Origin of the sequence: Bombella mellum (assembly GCF_014048465.1) — a bacterium.
Taxonomy (GTDB): Bacteria; Pseudomonadota; Alphaproteobacteria; order Acetobacterales; family Acetobacteraceae; genus Bombella; species Bombella mellum.
Window position 1 is genome coordinate 290,531 of record NZ_PDLY01000001.1, and the last position, 18,018, is coordinate 308,548.

Sequence of the window (18,018 nt, forward strand, 5' to 3'; positions counted from 1 at the left end):
GGGTTGCCACCGGGCCGCATGGCCGTTACCTTTGCGCCGTAATGACATTTTTTCACGCTCTCCTTCTACGACTTATGAACCCCTGAACGCCATAGCAGGCGAGCAGGTGCTTGGCCGCGTTCAGGGGGTTCATCCTCTTTCCTTGAATTTTCGTAGAAAGCAGAGCAGAGCGTCACATGTCTTTTCAGCACCCTTCCTTTGGTCATATTGCCGACAACCGTGTCATCATTTTTGACACGACCCTGCGTGATGGTGAGCAGTCTCCCGGTTTCTCCATGAACCTGGGCGAGAAGCTGCGCATGGCCCATGCCCTGGCCGCACTGGGTGTCGATGTCATCGAGGCCGGTTTCCCGGCCGCCTCGGAGGGTGACTTCGAGAGCGTGAAGCAGATTGCGGACAAGGTGGACGGCCCTGTCATCTGCGGTCTGGCCCGCAGTGCTCCCAGGGACATCGAGGCTGCCGGGAAGGCCATCAAAGGCGCACGGCGTGGGCGCATCCACAACTTCATCTCCACCTCTCCGCTGCACATGAAGTACAAGCTGCGGATGGAGCCGGAGAAGGTGCTGGAGCTGATCGCTTTCGGCAACAGGGAATCCCGCCGCTACACGGACGACGTGGAATGGTCCGCCGAGGACGGGTCCCGGACGGACCCCGAGTTCCTGTGCCGTTGTGTGGAGACGGCCATCGCCAACGGGGCGACGACCATCAACATTCCCGACACGGTCGGGTTTGCGACACCGGATGAGATGGAGCGCATCTTCTCCATGCTGAGAGAGCGTGTGCCGGGGGCGGACCAGGTCATTTTCTCCACCCACAATCACAATGATCTGGGGCTGGCCGTCGGCAACACGCTGGCCGCTGTTGAGGGCGGTGCCCGACAGATTGAATGCACGATCAACGGCATCGGCGAGCGGGCTGGTAATGCGGCTCTGGAAGAGGTCGTGATGGCCCTGCGGACCCGTCATGACCGTTACGGCATGGAGACGGGAATCGAGACGCCCCGCCTGCTGGGCATGTCTCGCCTGCTGGCCACGATCACGGGCTTTGACGTCCAGCCGAACAAGGCCATCGTGGGGCGCAATGCCTTTGCACATGAGAGTGGCATCCATCAGGACGGCATCCTGAAGCACGCCGGCACCTATGAGATCATGACGCCGGAAAGTGTGGGCTGGACGAGTACGTCGCTGGTGCTGGGCAAGCATTCCGGCCGGGCGGCCTTCCGGGACAAGCTGAAGGCACTGGGTTATGATGACCTGACGGAAGAGACGGTCAATGCGGCCTTCCAGCGTTTCAAGACACTGGCGGACCAGAAGAAGATCGTCTTTGACGATGACGTGCGGGCACTGGTCGATGACGAGAGCCGTGACCATGAGCGTGTCCGTCTGACCTCCCTGGAGCTGACGGGCGGGACGAAACATGCCGCACAGGTGGCTCTGGAGATCGAGGTGGACGGCGAGGCCCGCCACGTCTCCGCCACGGGCAACGGACCGGTGGATGCCGTGTTCCGGGCGATTGGCGAGGCCTTCCCGCATGAGGCGACGCTGGCCCTGTTCTCCGTGGCCAACGTGACGGAAGGAACGGATGCACAGGCACGGACGACCGTACGCCTTCAGGAAGGAGGTCGTCTGGTGGACGGGCAGGGGAGTGACCCTGATACGGTCGTTTCCGCCGCCCGGGCCTACATCCATGCCCTGAACAAGCTGCTGGTCAAGCGTCTGCGTGGTGAACCTGAAGAGCTGTCCGCCTGACTCTGGAAAGAAGAGCTGGTGTGGTCCGCAGCCTCTGTCTCGCACCGGTTCCAGACAGTCTTTCCAGGTCAGTCCGGACGTTACCCGTCATTAATTGGAGCTTGGTTTTCTGCGAAAAATATTGCTTCATGGCGGAATATGGCCTTGCTGAACTGTCGTGGGTCTTTATAATTTGTTGGGAATGCTGTGGATGGTGTTCTGATTATTTTCATGTCCCCGTGAGTGCGGGGTTACCGGCCAGGAGTTTTGAATGTTCTCTCGTCTGTTGGGGCTCATTTCCGCTGATATGGCGATCGATCTTGGCACTGCCAACACCCTTGTCTATGTCAAGGGGCGTGGTGTGGTGCTGAGTGAGCCTTCCGTCGTTGCTGTAACAGAGGTGCGCGGGCGCAGACAGGTTCTGGCAGTCGGTAATGAGGCCAAGCTGATGGTCGGCCGTACGCCGGGGAACATTCAGGCCATCCGCCCTCTCCGTGACGGCGTCATCGCCGATTTCGAGAGTGCGGAGGAGATGATCAAGCATTTCATCCGCAAGGTGCACAACCGCCGGTCCTTTTTCAGCTCCCAGATCGTCATCTGCGTGCCGTCCGGCTCCACCGCCGTGGAGCGTCGCGCCATCCAGGAGAGTGCGGAGAGTGCCGGTGCCCGCAAGGTCTATCTGATAGAGGAGCCGATGGCGGCCGCCATCGGTGCCGGACTGGCCGTGACGGAGCCTTCCGGCAGCATGATCGTGGACATTGGTGGAGGCACGACCGAGGTGGCCGTGATCTCCCTGGGGGGCATCGTGTATGCCCGTTCCGTCCGTGTGGGCGGGGATCAGATGGACGAGGCCATCATGGCCTACATCCGCCGGAACTATAACCTCATGATTGGTGAAAGCTCTGCCGAGCGGATCAAGATTGATCTCGGTGCGGCGTCTTTCGACCCGAGCGCACAGGGCGAGGAACGGACCATGCCGCTCAAGGGGCGTGACCTGCTCAATGGCGTCCCCCGTGAAATCACCGTCAGTGAGGCTCAGATCGCCGAGGCCCTTCAGGAACCGGTCGGTCACATCATCGACGCCGTGGCGACGGTGCTGGAGCATACGCCGCCGGAGCTGGCCGCCGACATCGTGGAGAAGGGGATCGTCCTTTCCGGTGGTGGTGCCCTGCTGCGCCGTCTGGATGACGTGCTGCGCTATGCGACGGGCCTGCCCGTTTTCGTGGCGGAAAATGCCCTCTCCTGTGTTGCCGTGGGCACGGGGCGCACGCTGGAGCAGATGCAGCAGCTCCGCAGTGTCCTGAGCAGCATGTACTGATGCCCCTGCGTCAGGAAGGATGCGGCCTTCCTGACAGTCAGGACCGGGGGAAGGGAGTGGCCGTTTCATGATCTCCATCCATACACGTCAGCTTCTGTCCGGACTGGTCCTGCCGGTCATGGTCTTTCTGGCTGTGGGGGTCATGCTTGCCGGGCAGATATGGTCGGGCAGGGCCATCCAGCTGCGCATGGCCGCCGCCCGGGAGATGGGCCCCGTCTATCAGGGTCTGCTGTTCCCTCAGAAACAGTTCTACAAATGGCAGCTGACCCTTCAGGGGGTCGGGGACCTTCTGGCGGCAAATGCCCGCCTGAGAAAGGAAAACCGCCAGCTTGCCTACTGGTACGGAGAGGCCCAGACGCTGCGGCAGGAAAATGCCCGGCTGAAGGCGGTCCTGCACTGGGGAGCGGAGGATACGAGGGACTATGTCAGCGGCTGGGTCGTGCGGGATGAGAGTGGTCCCTATCTGAGGGCCGTGCTGCTGCAGGTGGGTGACCATCAGGTGCAGCAGGGCAGTCTGGCCGTGGATGCCGTCGGTCTTGTCGGGCGTGTCAGTGAGGTCGGAGCGCATGTCGTGCGGGTCCTGCTCATCGAGGATGCGGCCAGCCGTATTCCCGTCACGTTGCAGAACAGCGGTGGCGATGCAATGATGATCGGGGACAACACGCCTTATCCCCGCCTGATGTATTACAGCCAGAGCCTGCGTCCGGAAGAGGGTGAGCATATCGTCACGAGAGGGCAGACGGGCCTGACGGGTGGTGTCGCTGTCGGGCATGTGCATTATCTGTCTCCCGGCCAGCCTGTCGTGGTGCCGGATGCCGCACTGGAACGTCTTGAGCTCGTGCGCATCTTCGATGGTGACTTCATGCTGGAGGCTCCCCCCAGTGCCGGCAGGGTCCGGGAGAAACCGCCCCTTCTGCCGGACCATCATGATGGCGAGGCCCCGTCGAACTGGCAGAATCTCCGCCGGTTCCTGCCATTTTCATCTCTCAGGAACGGTTAGGGCAGGCTGTCGAGTATGCCCAGAATTTGCCATATTATCACCATCTGGTTAAATGACCTGTTGCCATTGATGGTCTACAAGACTGTCATCTGTTCCGTCAGCGGACGGGACGGGCGACGAACCAGAAATTGCCTTAAAGAGATGGTCTCCTCCGCAAGGCGTTTGCTTTCTGGGGGAAAGGACATTATCCCCGGGGGGACATTGGCGGGCAATAGAACAGCAACAGGTGCGGGGCATGGCGTTACGGTTGGAACAGGGACGGCTGGACCATGAGGCACTGGAAGGTGTCCGGCAGCGCAAGCTGATGGTCCGGGTGCGGCGCAAGCTCTCACCCTGTGTCGTCATGGTCATTCTGGCTTTCGTGCTGTCCGCTCCTTTCGGCATACTGGGACAGACTGAACTTCAGACAGCCCTCACCTTGGGGACGGTCTGGTTCTGGGCACTGTACCGGCCTGCTTTCATGCCGCTGCTGGGGCTGTTCTGCAGCGGGCTGGTGATCGAGCTGTTCAGTGCCAATCCGCCGGGTGTCCTGCTGTTCTGGATGCTCGTCGCCTATGGCGTGGCTCACGGCTGTCGGGTGGGACTGTCCCGGAGGGGGTTCCTGCTTTCATGGACGCTTTACGGGCTGATCGTCCTGGGGGAGGCACTGACGGACTGGGTCCTGATGGTCATTCGTGTACGGGGTGCCCTTTCAGTCTATCCCATTGTTTTTCAGGAAGCTCTGGCCGTGGGAAGCTATCCTTTTCTGCATGTTCTTTATTTGTGGGGTCTCTCCGTTATGGAAAAACATGACAGACTGTAATAGACTGGCTCTGTCTATGGCAGGGCAGCCTTGCGGTTTCTTTCCTTTAATCCTTTTTTAAGTGTAAACTGAACGATGTTCTTTCGGCGTGATGAAACTCGTCCGCCATTTCGGAAACGGAGTGGTCCAGCAGCTGACCTGTCTTTTACGGAGGAGCAGGCAGCCGGTGGAGGCATGTTCACACGCCGTGCCCTGCTGATCTTGGCGGCCCAGGCGGGTGTCATGGGGACGCTGGCCCATCATCTGTACGAGATGCAGGTCGTCCATGGGGACGAGCTGAAGGAGCAGGCACGCCGGAACAGGACAAGCCGTCGCCAGATTGCCCCGGCCCGTGGTGAAATCTATGACCGCTGCGGCGTGCTGCTGGCCGGGAACAGGCCGAACTGGCGTGCGCTCGTCATGGTGGAGGAAACGACGGACCTTCAGGCCGTCGTGGACCGTTTTGCCACCATCGTGCCGCTGGACGAGCGTGACCGCCTCCGCATCGAGCGTGACCGCAAGCATGTCCGCCGCTATGTGCCGCTGACCCTCAAGGAATTCCTGACTTGGGATGACGTCGCCCGTCTGGGGCTGAATGCGCCGACCCTGCCCGGTGTCCTGATCGACGTGGGGACGACCCGGGAATATCCGTTCAAGGAGCTGCTGGCGCACATCATCGGATATGTGGCCCCGCCCAATGAGAAGGATGTCCAGAGGGACGGCATCATGGCCCTGCCTGGCATGAAGGTCGGGCGTGCCGGGATCGAGCAGACGCAGGAAATTCACCTGCGTGGCCAGCCCGGTACCGTGGAGATGGAGGTCAATGCCTATGGCCGGGTCATGGGCGAGCTGGAGCGTGTGGAAGGCCAGCCGGGTGCCCGTCTTGAGCTGACGCTGGACACGACCCTGCAGAGCCGCATCCGGGACCGTATTGGCGAGCGTGTGGCTAGTGCCGTGGTGATGGACTGTCGCAATGGTGAGGTCATGGGGCTGGTCAGCACGCCTTCCTTCGACCCCACGCTGTTTGATGGTGGCATCAGCCGGACCCAGTGGAACAGCCTGATCACCGACCAGCGGACGCCTCTGGTGGACAAGGCCGTGTCCGGCCTCTACCCGCCGGGGTCCACCTTCAAGCCAGCCGTGGCCCTTGCGGCCCTGAGGGCTCATGCGATCACGCCATCCGAGCGTTTTTCCTGTCCGGGCTATTACGACATGGGCGGGGTACGTTTCCATTGCTGGAGCCGGTACGGGCATGGGGCGATCAACCTGCACCAGGCCCTGAAATATTCCTGCGACGTCTATTTCTATCAGGTGGCCCGCCGCTGTGGCATGGAGGCCATTCACGATGCGGCCGCCACGCTGGGGCTTGACGGGCCGCTCCCCATAGAGCTGCCCCACAGGCGGGCAGGGTCCGTTCCCACGCCGGAAATGCGCCGGAAACATGGTCATCACTGGAATGGTGGTGATACGGTCAATGCCGGTATCGGGCAGGGCCTCGTGCAGACGACCCCTCTGGCTCTGGCGACCTATGCGTCCCGTCTGGCCACGGGGCGGCTGGTCCAGCCCCATCTGCTGCGGTCCGTGAGCGATCAGGCCATCATGACGGACCCAGAACCTTTGCCTTTTGCCAAGGAGTTTCTGGCGGCGGCCCGTAGCGGCATGTTTGCCGTGGTGAACGAGCCGCAGGGTACGGCCCCGGCAGCCAGGCTGAATCTCCCCGGTGTCCAGATGGCCGGCAAGACCGGTTCGGCGCAGGTGCGGAACGTGCCAAGAGCCCTGCGTGAGAGCGGGCACTTCAACTCCATGAACCTGCCGTGGCAGTACAGGCCTCATGCGCTGTTCATCTGCTTTGCGCCCTATGACAATCCCCGTTATGCGGTATCTGTCGTGGTGGAGCACGGCAATGCGGGTGCGACCGAGGCTGCCCCTCTGGCCGCACAGATCATGACGGATGCGCTCGTCAGGGACCCGGCCAACCGCACGTCCCTCTCCAGAGGCGTGGTGGCCCGGGCGGACGGGCTGGATGACTGACGGAAAGGGGGTGCCATGCCGCTGAAGGATTTCACCGTCCCCCGTACGGCCCGCCGCCTGCTGCGGGCAGAGCCGAATCTGCGCATGTTCTCCCGCCTCTGGCAGATCAACTGGTTCTTCGTCCTGCTGATCTGCTGTCTGGCCGGTGTGGGCTATATCGCCCTGTATTCCGCCGGTGGCGGACGGGCGGAGGCGTTTGCCCAGCCCCAGCTCATCCGTTTCTGTTTCGGGCTGCTGATGATGCTGGGTGTGGCCCTGGCCAGCCCACGGGTCCTGAGGATGCTCTCCGTGCCCATTTACGGGCTTTCCATCCTGCTTCTGACGCTTGTGCTGAAGATGGGCCATGTGGGCAAGGGGGCGGAACGCTGGATCAATCTGGGTGGTTTCCAGTTCCAGCCTTCCGAGTTCGCCAAGATTGCGCTGGTGCTCATGCTCTCGACATGGTTTTACCGCATCGGGCGTGAGCGCATGGGCAACCCGTTGCGGCTCATCATTCCGGCCGGTCTGACATTGCTGCCTGTGGTGCTGGTGCTGAAGGAACCCAATCTGGGTACGGCGACCATCGTTGGCGTGATCGGAGCCTCGCTGTTCTTTGCGGCGGGAATGCGCTGGTGGCAGATCATCATTCTGGTGTCGCCACTGCCTTTTCTGGGGCCGTTCATCTACAACCATCTTCACGACTATCAGAAGGCACGGATTGACACCTTCCTCCATCCCGAGCGTGATCCGCTGGGGGCCGGGTACAACATCCTCCAGTCTCGCATCGCCCTAGGGGCGGGTGGACGCTGGGGGCAGGGCTATCTGCATGGAACCCAGGGGCAGCTGAGCTTCCTTCCCGAGAAGCAGACGGATTTCATCTTCACCATGATCGGGGAAGAGTGGGGCTATGTCGGGGGCGTGGTCGTGATCGGGTTGCTGTTCCTGATCATGCTGAGCAGCATGCTGATTGCCCTGCGCTGCCGGAACCGCTTTGGTCGGCTGGTCGGGCTGGGCATCGCCATGGATTTTTTCCTGTACTGTGTGGTCAATCTCTCCATGGTCATGGGGGTCATCCCGGTCGGAGGCGTGCCGCTGCCGCTGATCTCCTATGGAGGCTCGGCCATGTTGACCATGATGTTCGGGTTTGGCCTGCTGCTTTCCAGCTGGGTGCATCGGGATGACCCTGACTGATCCATTGGAACCGTAAGGCCGAGACCCCATCTGGGAGACGTCGGGCTGCGGGGTGTCGTGGCCGGTTTTTTCAGGTGTCCGTTTTTTATGCATCAATGGTTTCTTCCCCTGCTGGCTTTCACCACCGCAGCGGCGATCTTCACCATCACGCCGGGGCTGGATTCCGTCATGGTCCTTCGGACGGCCGCTTCCGATGGGCGGCGTGCCGGGATCGGGGCCATCTTTGGCATCGCCGTGGGGCTGAGCCTCTGGGGGCTGGCAGCGGCGTTCGGGCTGACGGCCCTTCTGGCGGCGTCTTCCACGGCGTTCTTCATCGTGAAATGTGTCGGTGCGGTTTATCTGGTCTGGATGGGCCTTAGCCAGCTTCTGCGCCCCCGCACGGCACTGACGACGGAGGCCGGGCCGGAGCAGGCCCGGCGGGTGGAACATCGTAACGCCTTCTGGCCGGGGTTCCGCCGTGGGATGTTGACGGACCTCCTTAATCCCAAGGCGGGTATTTTCGTGATCACCTTTTTCCCGCAGTTCATTCCGCCTGCCACGGATGTGGTGGCCTTCACGCTGGTGCAGGTGGTGATCCAGGTCGTGCTGACCTTCATATGGCTGGGGCTGCTGGTGGCCCTGACGGTTCCGCTGGCACAGTTCTTCAACCGGCCCGTTGTGGTGCGCCGTCTGGACAGGCTGACCGGGCTGGTTTTCATCGGTTTCGGGGCAAAGATATTCCTGACAGATAGTCCCTCGCACTGAAGAGGGGCATAGAGAAAAGGCCGGTGAGAGAACCCTCCCACCGGCCTTTCCCGCCTCTGGCTGTCAGAGTGCAGCTCAGCCTTCGATCCGGCCAAAGTCTGCGATCAGCTGGCCACTGCGGCTGAAGGCCGACAGCAGGCGCAGACGGTTGAGACGCTGGCCAGCATCTTCCGCATTGACGGTCACGGCCTCGAAGAAGCGGTCCATGATCGGGCGCAGGGCGGCGAGATGCTGCATGGCACTGGTGAAGTCATCATCGGCCAGACTGGCCGTGATCTTCGGTCCGGCATCATTCAGGGCCGCATCCAGGTCACGTTCCTCATCCTGCACATAGAGGGCCGCTTCAGGGGCCTGATGGTGCGGACCGTCCTTTTTCTCCTCGATGCGCAGGATGTTCGTGGCCCGACGGTAGGCGGCCAGAAGGTTCTGCCCGTCTTCCGTGCCCATCATGTCGGACAGGGCCTCCACACGGCTGAGCAGGCGGACAAGGTCGCCATCCAGATGATCGGTGAAGAGGCTCCTGTTTTCCTGAACCTGTGTGACGGCCAGTGTGGCATCCAGCACATCATGGCGGCGGCCCTCATTGCGGAGCTGGACCCGGAGCCTGTCGGTGAAGAAGGGTTCCAGCTCACCCAGAGCGGAATCCTTGCCCTCTTTCCCGGCATAGGCCTCGGCTGCTCTGGAGAGCAGGCTGCCGAGATCGATACGCAGGCCATTGTCCCGGATGGTGCGGATCACCCCAAGGGCGGCACGGCGCAGACCATAAGGGTCGCCAGAGCCGGTGGGAGTTTCCCCGATGGCGAAGAATCCGGCCAGCATGTCCAGCCGGTCCGCCAGAGCGACAGCAACGGAGACGGGAGCATTGGCCGTGCCATCCTGCAACCCACGGGGCATGTAATGTTCGGCAACGGCCTGGGCTACTTCCGGGGCTTCACCATCATGGGCGGCGTAATAGCCGCCCATCACGCCCTGAAGCTCGGGGAACTCACCGACCATGCCGGTCGTCAGGTCAGCCTTGGCGAGCAGACCGGCCCGTTCGGCGTGTTTCACCTGTGCGTCATTCAGCTGCATGGCCGTGGCGATGATGCCTGCCAGAGTGCTGATGCGCCGTGCCCGTTCTTCCTGCGTGCCCAGTTTTGCATGGAAGGTGACGGGCTTCAGGGTCTCGACACGGTCGGCCAGTTTCGTCTTGCGGTCGAGGTCCCAGAAATGGCGGGCATCGGCAAAGCGGGCACGCAGGACACGTTCATTCCCGGCGATGCAGAGCGTGCCGCCATCGCTGAAGGTCTGGTTGGCCACGAAGGCGAAATAGGGAGCAGCCTTGCCGTCTTTCGTGCGCAGGGCAAAGTAACGCTGGTTGACCCTCATGGAGACCTGCATGACTTCCGGTGGAAGGTCCATGAAGGCATCATCGATGCGGCCCAGCAGGGGCACGGGATATTCCACCAGCCCGCTGACTTCACGGACCAGCCCTTCATCCTCGACCAGCGTCAGCCCCTTCTCATCAGCGAGTGCATGGACACCCTGACGGATGAGACCAGCCCGTTTCTCCTCGTTGATGACGACGTGGCGGGCTTCCAGTTCCTTCAGCCACTGCTCCGTGCCGGTGACGGTGAACGTGCCGGGGGAGAGGATGCGGTGGCCTTCGGTCACGTTGCCGCTTTTCAGCCCGTGGGCGTCGTCATCCTGACGGGCCAGGGTGAAGGGAACGGTCTGGCCATCCAGCAGGCAGACAATGTGATGGAGCGGGCGTACCCAGGTGAAGAGGGAGCCATTGCCCCAGCGCATGGCCTTGGGCCACGGGAATTTCCAGAGAAGCTCCGGCAGCTGTTCGGCAACCAGCTCTGCCGCCCTGACCGGTGGCAGGGTACGGTTGAGGACCCAGAAACCGTTTTCCTTCGTCAGCTCATCGGGGCTGACGCCATGCTTGCGGGAGAACCCGGCAAGGGCCTTTTCCGGGGCAGTTTCCCGGGGGCCACGCTCGGAAATGGTGCGGGCGGGGATGCTCTCATCCACCTCGAGGCTGGCCGCAATGTGGCGGGCACCATGAAAGCTGCGGATGTTGCGGGGGTTCAGGTCGGCGAGGGCCTGTTCCAGCAGGCGGGCGAGGTCCTCGGCAGCACGGGCCTGCATCCCGGAGGGAATTTCCTCGCAGGACAGGTCAAGAAGCAGTTCAGCCATGGGTGGTTTCCTCCTCGTCTCCGGCAAGCCAGGCTTCGCAGGCTGCCCTGGCCAGTGTACGCACGCGCCCGATATAGGAGGCACGTTCCGAAACGGAAATGACCCCCCGGGCATCCAGCAGGTTGAACAGATGGGAGGCTTTCAGGCACTGGTCATAGGCGGGCTGGGCCACGCCAGCCTCGGAGAGGCGGATGGATTCAGCCTCGGCCGCCCGGAACTGGGCAAGGAGCATGTCCGTATCGGCCAGCTCGAAATTGTGCCGTGAATAGTCCCGCTCGGCCCGGAGGAAGACATCCCCATAGGTAAGGCCCCGGCCATTGAAGTCGAGGTCATAGACATTCTCGACACCCTGCACATACATAGCCAGACGCTCCAGCCCGTAGGTCAGCTCGGTGGAGGGAACGACGGTCGGGATGCCGCCAACCTGCTGGAAGTAGGTGAACTGCGTGACCTCCATGCCGTCGCACCAGACTTCCCAGCCCAGCCCCCAGGCCCCGATGGTGGGGTTCTCCCAGTCATCCTCCACGAAGCGGATGTCGTGCTTCTCGGGGTCGATCCCGATGGCCTGGTAGCTTTCCAGCAGCAGGTCCTGGCTTTCCTGCGGGGTGGGCTTGAGCAGCACCTGATACTGGTAATAATGCTGCAGGCGGTTCGGGTTCTCGCCATAACGGCCGTCGGACGGGCGGCGGCAGGGCTGCACGTAGGCGGCAGCCCACGGCTTGCGGCCCAGTGCCCGCAGGGTCGTGTGTGGGGACAGCGTACCTGCACCAAGCTCGGTATCGTAGGGCTGGAGAATGGCGCAGCCCTTCTGGGACCAGAACTGATGAAGGCGCAGGATCAGATCCTGAAAGCAGGGGGGCCGGGATGTGGACAATTCACTAGGCTCCATTAACGTGAAGATGGCGTCACATTACAGGATGACCGGCCCGATCACCAGCGGGCAGGGGGCAGAGAGTGACGGGGAGGCCGCCTGATGATGGGCAGTTCCTAAAAAACCTGTCATGATGGGCCTATTCTGCGGGGATGACCCTGCATGAGGTGGCGGAGGTCTTGCGGGTCTCGTGGAGCTGTATCATATCTTGGGGGACCAATGAGGCAGCACCACCCGATGACATGCCCGGCCGAGGCCGGACAGGGAGGTCTGCGGAGCAGTTGTGAAGGACAGCACGCCCATGAACTCGGAAGAACGTGATCTCATAAGCCGTTTTGTCGCCCGTGTCGGCGGAGGCGTGGGACTGCCGAACGGCCAGAGTCCGGCTTCCCTGCCGCCGATTGATCCGGAGGCGGACCGTTTCATTGCCGAGAATTTCCAGCGTTTCCCGGAGGCCCGCTACCGCATCACGCAGCTTGCCGTCGTGCAGGAGGCCGCCCTTTCACAGGCGCAGGCCCGCATCCGGGACCTGGAGTTCCAGCTCCAGCAGGCGAGGGGGCAGATTGCCCAGCTCCAGCAGCAGGCCAGCCAGTCGGGACAGCAGGGCAGCGGCCAGTCCGGCGGGTTCTTCTCCGGGCTGTTCGGCCGTGGGGCTGCGGCGGCACCTCCGCCCCGTGGATCTTCCCTTCCGCCGGGCTGGGGGCCAGCCTCCGGTGCGGCTGCGCCTGAGATGGGGCGGAGCTATGCGCCGCCGCCGGGCTATCAGCCGGGCATGTTCGCACGGTCAGGCTCCGGTTTTCTGGGGTCGGCCCTGTCCACGGCGGCTGGTGTGGCCGGTGGCATGATGGCGGCCCATGCTCTGGAAGGGCTGTTCTCCGGCGAGCATGGCCATGCCCATGAAGGGACTGGCGATGGTGACGGTTTTGGTGGCGAGACGACCATCATCAACAATTATGGTGACAGTCATTCCGATCCTTTCGCAGGAAGTGGAGTGGATGCGCCGGGCTTTTCTCCGCAGGATTTCGGGCCGCAGGAAGCTCCGGTCGATAATGGTGGCGATTTTGGCGGCAGTTCCGACCGGGATGATTTCTTCTGAGACTGTCTGACATATGATGTCGGGGGCAGGGCGGCTGTCGCCCTGCCTGTCGTTCATGCAGCATCCCGGCCATGATGGCCCCGCAGTGCAGGGCGGGATGTGTCGTTCAGGGGCCTGACAGGGACAGGACACACATTTATGGAACACGCTCCCCAGACCGCACTCGGGCCTGATGTCAGCGAGGCCGACTCTTCTCTGCCGGATCAGACCCTGTATGACGTTGCGGCTGTGGAGGACGTGAAGGAAGGCGAGGTGCTTTCCATCATCCTCAAGGAGCGTCCCATTGCGCTGGTCCGTGTGGGTGGGGAGGTCCATGCCCTGGGCGGGCGGTGCCCGCACAAGGGGGCTCCCCTGCGGGGACGTCTTCACTGTTACAGCAAGGTGCATGGGGACGTGATCGTCTGCCCGTGGCACAAGGCCCTGTTTGGCGTGCGTGATGGCAGGGTGAAGGAACCCGTCGCCTTTTCGTCCCTGCCGGTCTATCCCGTCAGGCTTGTCGAGGGGCGGGTGCTGGTCGGGGTGAATGCCACGAGACTCTCTCCGGCTGCCAGACACATGAAGGACCGGTCGGTTCTCGTGCTGGGTGGCGGGGCGGCTGCCGCCAGTGCCATCTATACCCTGCGGGAAGAAGGGTTCGGGGGCAGCATCGTCCTGATCGGTGATGAGAGTTCGCCGCCTTATGACCGTCCGTCTCTCAGCAAGGGCATCTTTCTGGGAGGGCCTGACAAGGTGCAGCCGCCCCTCCTGCTGAATGAGACATTCTTTGCCCATCACGAAATCACCCGTGTGCAGGGCACCGTGACGTCGCTGGACTGCGAGACAAGACGGGTCCAGCTGGAGGATGGCCGGGATTACAGTGCCGACCATGTGCTGATTGCGACGGGAGGCCGCCCCATGAAGCCGGACCTTCCCGGCATTGATCTCAAGGGGGTGATGACCCTGCATGACGTTCGTGACGCCCGGCAGATATCGCAGGGAATCACGGGGGATCAGGCCGTGGTCCTGATAGGCTGTGGCCTGACGACGCTGGAGCTTGCCTCCGCCCTGCGTCAGAAAGGGGCCGGTGTGACGGTCATTGCGCCGGAGCAGGTCATCCCCATGGAAGCCCAGTGGGGCCGGGAGGTGGGCCGCATCCTGCTGCGCCTGCATACCGACAATGGCGTGGCGTTCGTGACGGACTGTTCGGTCGTCAGCATCTATGGAAAGGACAGGGTGGAAGGCGTGGAGCTGGCCGACGGCATGAAGCTGCCCTGCACCCATGTGCTGGTGTCCATCGGCAATGAGCCGTGCCGTGGGTTTCTGCCGGATGATGTCGGAACGGCTCCGGAGAGTGGCACGACCGGCATCGTCGTGGATGACGACATGAAGGTCATGCCGGGCATATACGCCGCCGGTGATGTTGCCACCTTCCGCCATGATGGAACCTTCTACCGCATAGAACATTGGCGGCAGGCCCAGATCGAGGGACGTGCCGCTGCCCGCAGCATTCTTGGCCTGCCCCGTCAGCCCATGCCGATGCCGTGGTACTGGACGCAGCAGTTTGGCAAGAAGCTGGAATATATGGGGTGGGGTGAATCATTCGACAGGGTTCTGATCGAGGGTGATCTGGGCGGGTTCGATTTCATGGCCGCCTACATGAAGGATCAGAGGGTGGTGGCTCTGGTGTCGGCCGGGCGGTCTTCGGCGATGGCCCGTGCCGCCGTGGATTTTGAGGGGTTCGTGGCCAGGGAGGTTCGGACCGTCATCGTGTGAGGGATGTCTTTTGTGGGCGGTCTTCTGCCCTGTCAGTCATGTGAATGTGGGGCCTGTAATGGCCCCATTTTTTATGGTGTGTCCGTGAGAGGGACATGTGGACACACAGACGTGATGAAATGAGGGTGCTGCAGATATTCAGGTAAATTTTTCAGAATTTCATGATCATTATCCGTATATTTTTCGTTTTTCATTTATTTATATTTGTCGCTCCTTAATCATTTAAAAAAATTATTAATTACCGCCCGAACTCAGTGATGTTAAGAGGAGTTCTCATCTATTCTGATCCATCATGTATTGCGGACCCATGTGTGACAACATTCTCTCCCGGACAGCGGAGCCCATCTTTCATCAGGACTGGTGGCTGACCATAGCCAGCCGTCAGAAATTTTCTTCCGTGGACATAGAGATGGGAGGGAAGGTCGTGTCCCGGTTTCCGTTCGTGCGGAAAAAGTCCCTCGGGTCCTATGTGATCAGGATGCCGAAATATACCCGGACACTGGGCCCGTATCTTTCCCTGCCAAAGTCCAAGACGTTCCGGTATGAGCAGAATATCCGGCATGTCGTGGAGAAGACGATAGCGGGGCTGCCCAAGCATCACGGGGTTCATTTCTTTCTGGACCCGGAAAATGATACCTCCTTCGCTTTCAGGCTGGCCGGGTTCCGTGTCGTCCAGGATTTCACCTTCCGTATCCCGCCGGAAAAACCGCTTGAAACGGTCTGGCAGGACTGTGACCAGAAAACGCGCAATCTCATCCGGACGGCCAGCAGGAAACTGTCCGTCCGGCAGGTGGGGGATGTGGAGCCGTTCATCGCTCTGGCCAGGCGGGAACAGCCATACAGCCATCACGATTTCCCATTGCTGAAAGCCCTGTTCATGGAGGCGTACAGACGGGATCAGGCCATTGCCCTGTATGCGTACGATCAGGATGACCTCGTCTCGGCTGCGCTGCTCATCTGGGATGACAGGACACTCTATTACTGGCAGTCCGTCCGGTCGCACAGCTCACGGGTTCCGGGCATGAACATGCTGCTGATCTGGAAGGCCATTGAACAGGCCAAGGAACGGAACCTGACTTTCGACTTTGACGGATTCGGTTCCGTCCGTACGGCGAAGATGCTGGCCAGTTTCGGGCAGAAGCCCGTCACGCGGTCGGAGATCCGCTTCGGCACGCCCTCATATCATGTGAAGCGTTACATCATTGATCTGGTCAAACGGCACGTGCTCAGAAAATACAGATGCTATGACCTGTACTGAAGGCAGTGCCGGGAGCGGGTGCCCACGCCGACCGGCTGCTGATTAGGATTGGCTTTTCCACCATGATTGGGGTAGGAAACGGCCTTGTGAGGAGAGCTGCGTTCAGGGCGTGGCCGCCATTCCATGCAGCGGGTCGGAGCGGCAGGTGCAGCCTGTGGTGAGCCGGACCATGACGAGATTGACGAGGTTTGAATTCATGCATCAGTACCGTACCCATTTCTGTAACGCCCTGCGTGCTGATGATGCAGGCAGGACCGTACGGCTGTCGGGCTGGATTCACAGCAAGCGTGACCATGGCGGGCTGCTTTTCATCGACCTGCGGGACAATTATGGCGTGACGCAGATCGTCGTTCCGTCCGAAGGGGCACTGCTGGAACAGGCCGAGCGTCTGCGGGTGGAGAGCGTCATCACCGTGACGGGTGAGGTCGTGGTGCGTGAGGATGGACAGCGGAATCCCGCCCTGCCAACGGGTGATGTGGAGGTCCGGGCCAGTGGGATTGACGTGCAGTCTCGGGCGGAGGTTCTGCCCTTCCAGGTGGCCGGGCAGGAGAACTACCCTGAGGATCTGCGCCTGAAATACCGTTACATCGACCTGCGCCGGGAGAAGATGCACCGCAACATCATGCTGCGCAGCCAGGTCATCACCAGCCTGCGCCGCCGTATGGTCGAGCAGGGCTTCACGGAATTCCAGACCCCCATCCTGACGGCATCCTCCCCGGAAGGCGCACGGGACTTCCTCGTTCCGGCCCGTCTGCATCCCGGCAAGTTTTATGCCCTGCCGCAGGCTCCGCAGCAGTTCAAGCAGCTGGCGATGGTGGCCGGGTTCGACCGTTATTTCCAGATCGCCCCCTGCTTCCGTGACGAGGCCTCCCGTGCGGACCGCAGCCCCGGCGAGTTCTACCAGCTTGATTTCGAGATGTCCTTCGCCACGCAGGAAGACATCTTCAGCGTGCTGGAGCCGGTTCTGGCTGGCGTGTTCAACGAATTCACGCCGGAAGGCTGGAAGATCACGGACGGGGCATTCCCCCGCATCCCGTATGCTGATGCGATGCGGGATTACGGGTCCGACAAGCCTGACCTCCGCAACCCGCTCATCATCAGGGACGTGACGGAGCAGTTTGCTGACTCCGGCTTCGGTCTGTTCGCCCGCATTGCAGCCTCCGGTGGCCGTGTGCGTGCCATCCCGGCACCGGGTGCGGGCAGCCGTCCCCGGGCGTTCTTCGACAAGCTCAACAGCTGGGCACGGGATCAGGGGGCCGGGGGCCTCGGTTACATCATCTTTGATGAGGAAGGTGGCAAGGGGCCGATCGCCAAGAACCTGGAAGCTGACCGTGTCGAGAAAATCCGTGAAATCTGCGGCCTGAAGGCCGGTGATGCGGTCTTCTTTGCAGCGGGCAAGGGGGACGAGGTCGTCAAGTTTTCCGGCGTGGTGCGGACGAAGGTGGCGACCGATCTGGATATCATCGAGAAGAACGCCTTCCGCTTCTGCTGGGTCGTGGACTTCCCGATGTATGAGCGCAACGAGGAAACGGGCGAGATCGACTTCTCCCACAATCCGTTCTCCATGCCGCAGGGCGGTCTGGAAGCCCTGAACACGCAGGACCCGCTGACCATCAAGGCCTATCAGTATGACATCGTCTGTAACGGTGTGGAGCTGTCTTCCGGTGCCGTGCGTAACCACCTGCCGGACGTGATGCTGCGAGCCTTCGAGATCGCCGGTTATGGCCCGGATGTGGTGGAGGCCCGCTTTGGCGGGATGCTCAATGCGTTCCGTTATGGTGCCCCGCCGCATGGTGGTGCCGCGCCGGGTGTGGACCGTATCGTCATGCTGCTGGCCGATGAGCCGAACATCCGTGAGGTCATTCTCTTCCCGCTGAACCAGAGCGGTGAGGACCTGATGATGGAAGCTCCGGCTCCGGTCGAGCCAGCCCGCCTGAAGGAGCTTTCCCTCAAGCTGGACCTGCCCAAGCCGAAGCCTGCCGCTGGTGGCAGCAAGGCCCAGGAAAAGCAGGGCTGATGTCGGCCTCCTGACCTGATGTGAAACGTGAAGGCCGGGGCGGTGTGATCCGCTCCGGCCTTTTTCGTGGTC

At 61.7% G+C, this 18,018-nt stretch carries 13 protein-coding genes; 11 read left to right on the forward strand and 2 right to left on the reverse strand.

Translation table 11 applies throughout. The features are described 5' to 3' along the window. Positions 1-176 precede the first annotated feature (176 nt). The 7 genes from CPA56_RS01280 to CPA56_RS01310 all read left to right on the forward strand — a co-directional run bounded on the left by CPA56_RS01280 (position 177) and on the right by CPA56_RS01310 (position 8,771). Positions 177-1,748, forward strand: coding sequence for a 2-isopropylmalate synthase (locus CPA56_RS01280; protein ID WP_182040237.1), 1,572 nt, complete (start codon positions 177-179; stop codon positions 1,746-1,748). 250 nt (positions 1,749-1,998) lie between these two features. Continuing rightward, positions 1,999-3,045, forward strand: a complete 1,047-nt coding sequence (locus CPA56_RS01285; RefSeq protein ID WP_182040238.1) for a rod shape-determining protein — start codon at positions 1,999-2,001, stop codon at positions 3,043-3,045. 67 nt (positions 3,046-3,112) lie between these two features. Then, positions 3,113-4,045 carry a rod shape-determining protein MreC gene (mreC, locus tag CPA56_RS01290; protein WP_182040239.1) on the forward strand — a complete coding sequence of 311 codons (933 nt, stop codon included), beginning with the start codon at positions 3,113-3,115 and terminating at the stop codon, positions 4,043-4,045. A 235-nt stretch (positions 4,046-4,280) separates the two neighbouring features. Beyond that, positions 4,281-4,847 carry a hypothetical protein gene (locus CPA56_RS01295; protein ID WP_182040240.1) on the forward strand — a complete coding sequence of 189 codons (567 nt, stop codon included), beginning with the start codon at positions 4,281-4,283 and terminating at the stop codon, positions 4,845-4,847. 174 nt (positions 4,848-5,021) lie between these two features. Beyond that, positions 5,022-6,857, forward strand: coding sequence for a penicillin-binding protein 2 (gene mrdA / locus CPA56_RS01300; RefSeq protein WP_229707261.1), 1,836 nt, complete (start codon positions 5,022-5,024; stop codon positions 6,855-6,857). A 15-nt stretch (positions 6,858-6,872) separates the two neighbouring features. Beyond that, on the forward strand, positions 6,873-8,027 hold the full coding sequence (gene rodA / locus CPA56_RS01305) for a rod shape-determining protein RodA (RefSeq protein ID WP_182040242.1): 1,155 nt from the start codon (positions 6,873-6,875) through the stop codon (positions 8,025-8,027). A gap of 87 nt (positions 8,028-8,114) precedes the next feature. Continuing rightward, entirely contained in the window at positions 8,115-8,771 is a 657-nt protein-coding gene (locus tag CPA56_RS01310) for a LysE family translocator (RefSeq protein WP_182040243.1), read from the forward strand. Positions 8,772-8,846: 75 nt separating this feature from the next. Here the strand turns inward: CPA56_RS01310 and glyS are convergent, their stop codons facing one another. Together glyS and CPA56_RS01320 are read right to left on the reverse strand one after the other, a co-directional pair. Then, entirely contained in the window at positions 8,847-10,952 is a 2,106-nt protein-coding gene (gene glyS, locus CPA56_RS01315) for a glycine--tRNA ligase subunit beta (protein ID WP_182040244.1), read from the reverse strand. Continuing rightward, a complete protein-coding gene (locus CPA56_RS01320; protein WP_182040245.1) occupies positions 10,945-11,841 on the reverse strand; it encodes a glycine--tRNA ligase subunit alpha in 897 nt (298 codons plus the stop codon). The genes glyS and CPA56_RS01320 overlap by 8 nt, the downstream gene beginning before the upstream one ends. Before the next feature lie 283 nt (positions 11,842-12,124). Here CPA56_RS01320 and CPA56_RS01325 point away from each other — a divergent pair, with 283 nt between their 5' ends. The 4 genes from CPA56_RS01325 (at position 12,125) to aspS (ending at position 17,946) form a co-directional block, all read left to right on the forward strand. After that, a complete protein-coding gene (locus CPA56_RS01325) occupies positions 12,125-12,919 on the forward strand; it encodes a DUF2076 domain-containing protein (RefSeq protein WP_182040246.1) in 795 nt (264 codons plus the stop codon). A gap of 138 nt (positions 12,920-13,057) precedes the next feature. Further along, the gene (locus CPA56_RS01330) at positions 13,058-14,671 is read left to right on the forward strand and encodes an FAD-dependent oxidoreductase (protein ID WP_182040247.1); all 1,614 of its coding nucleotides are present in this window, start codon (positions 13,058-13,060) and stop codon (positions 14,669-14,671) included. 307 nt (positions 14,672-14,978) lie between these two features. After that, the gene (locus tag CPA56_RS01335; protein ID WP_182040248.1) at positions 14,979-15,929 is read left to right on the forward strand and encodes a GNAT family N-acetyltransferase; all 951 of its coding nucleotides are present in this window, start codon (positions 14,979-14,981) and stop codon (positions 15,927-15,929) included. 196 nt (positions 15,930-16,125) lie between these two features. Beyond that, positions 16,126-17,946: an aspartate--tRNA ligase gene (gene aspS, locus CPA56_RS01340; RefSeq protein ID WP_182040249.1), complete on the forward strand. Its 1,821-nt coding sequence runs from the start codon at positions 16,126-16,128 to the stop codon at positions 17,944-17,946. Positions 17,947-18,018 lie beyond the last annotated feature (72 nt).

Excerpts from the sequence above, each read along its gene's own strand:
- CPA56_RS01280 (WP_182040237.1), top strand. The coding sequence starts at position 177 with ATGTCTTTTCAGCACCCTTCCTTTGGTCATATTGCCGACAACCGTGTC.
- CPA56_RS01285 (WP_182040238.1), top strand. The coding sequence starts at position 1,999 with ATGTTCTCTCGTCTGTTGGGGCTCATTTCCGCTGATATGGCGATCGAT.
- mreC (WP_182040239.1), top strand. The coding sequence starts at position 3,113 with ATGATCTCCATCCATACACGTCAGCTTCTGTCCGGACTGGTCCTGCCG.
- CPA56_RS01295 (WP_182040240.1), top strand. The coding sequence starts at position 4,281 with ATGGCGTTACGGTTGGAACAGGGACGGCTGGACCATGAGGCACTGGAA.
- mrdA (WP_229707261.1), top strand. The coding sequence starts at position 5,022 with ATGTTCACACGCCGTGCCCTGCTGATCTTGGCGGCCCAGGCGGGTGTC.
- rodA (WP_182040242.1), top strand. The coding sequence starts at position 6,873 with ATGCCGCTGAAGGATTTCACCGTCCCCCGTACGGCCCGCCGCCTGCTG.
- CPA56_RS01310 (WP_182040243.1), top strand. The coding sequence starts at position 8,115 with ATGCATCAATGGTTTCTTCCCCTGCTGGCTTTCACCACCGCAGCGGCG.
- glyS (WP_182040244.1), bottom strand. The coding sequence starts at position 10,952 with ATGGCTGAACTGCTTCTTGACCTGTCCTGCGAGGAAATTCCCTCCGGG.
- CPA56_RS01320 (WP_182040245.1), bottom strand. The coding sequence starts at position 11,841 with ATGGAGCCTAGTGAATTGTCCACATCCCGGCCCCCCTGCTTTCAGGAT.
- CPA56_RS01325 (WP_182040246.1), top strand. The coding sequence starts at position 12,125 with ATGAACTCGGAAGAACGTGATCTCATAAGCCGTTTTGTCGCCCGTGTC.
- CPA56_RS01330 (WP_182040247.1), top strand. The coding sequence starts at position 13,058 with ATGGAACACGCTCCCCAGACCGCACTCGGGCCTGATGTCAGCGAGGCC.
- CPA56_RS01335 (WP_182040248.1), top strand. The coding sequence starts at position 14,979 with ATGTGTGACAACATTCTCTCCCGGACAGCGGAGCCCATCTTTCATCAG.
- aspS (WP_182040249.1), top strand. The coding sequence starts at position 16,126 with ATGCATCAGTACCGTACCCATTTCTGTAACGCCCTGCGTGCTGATGAT.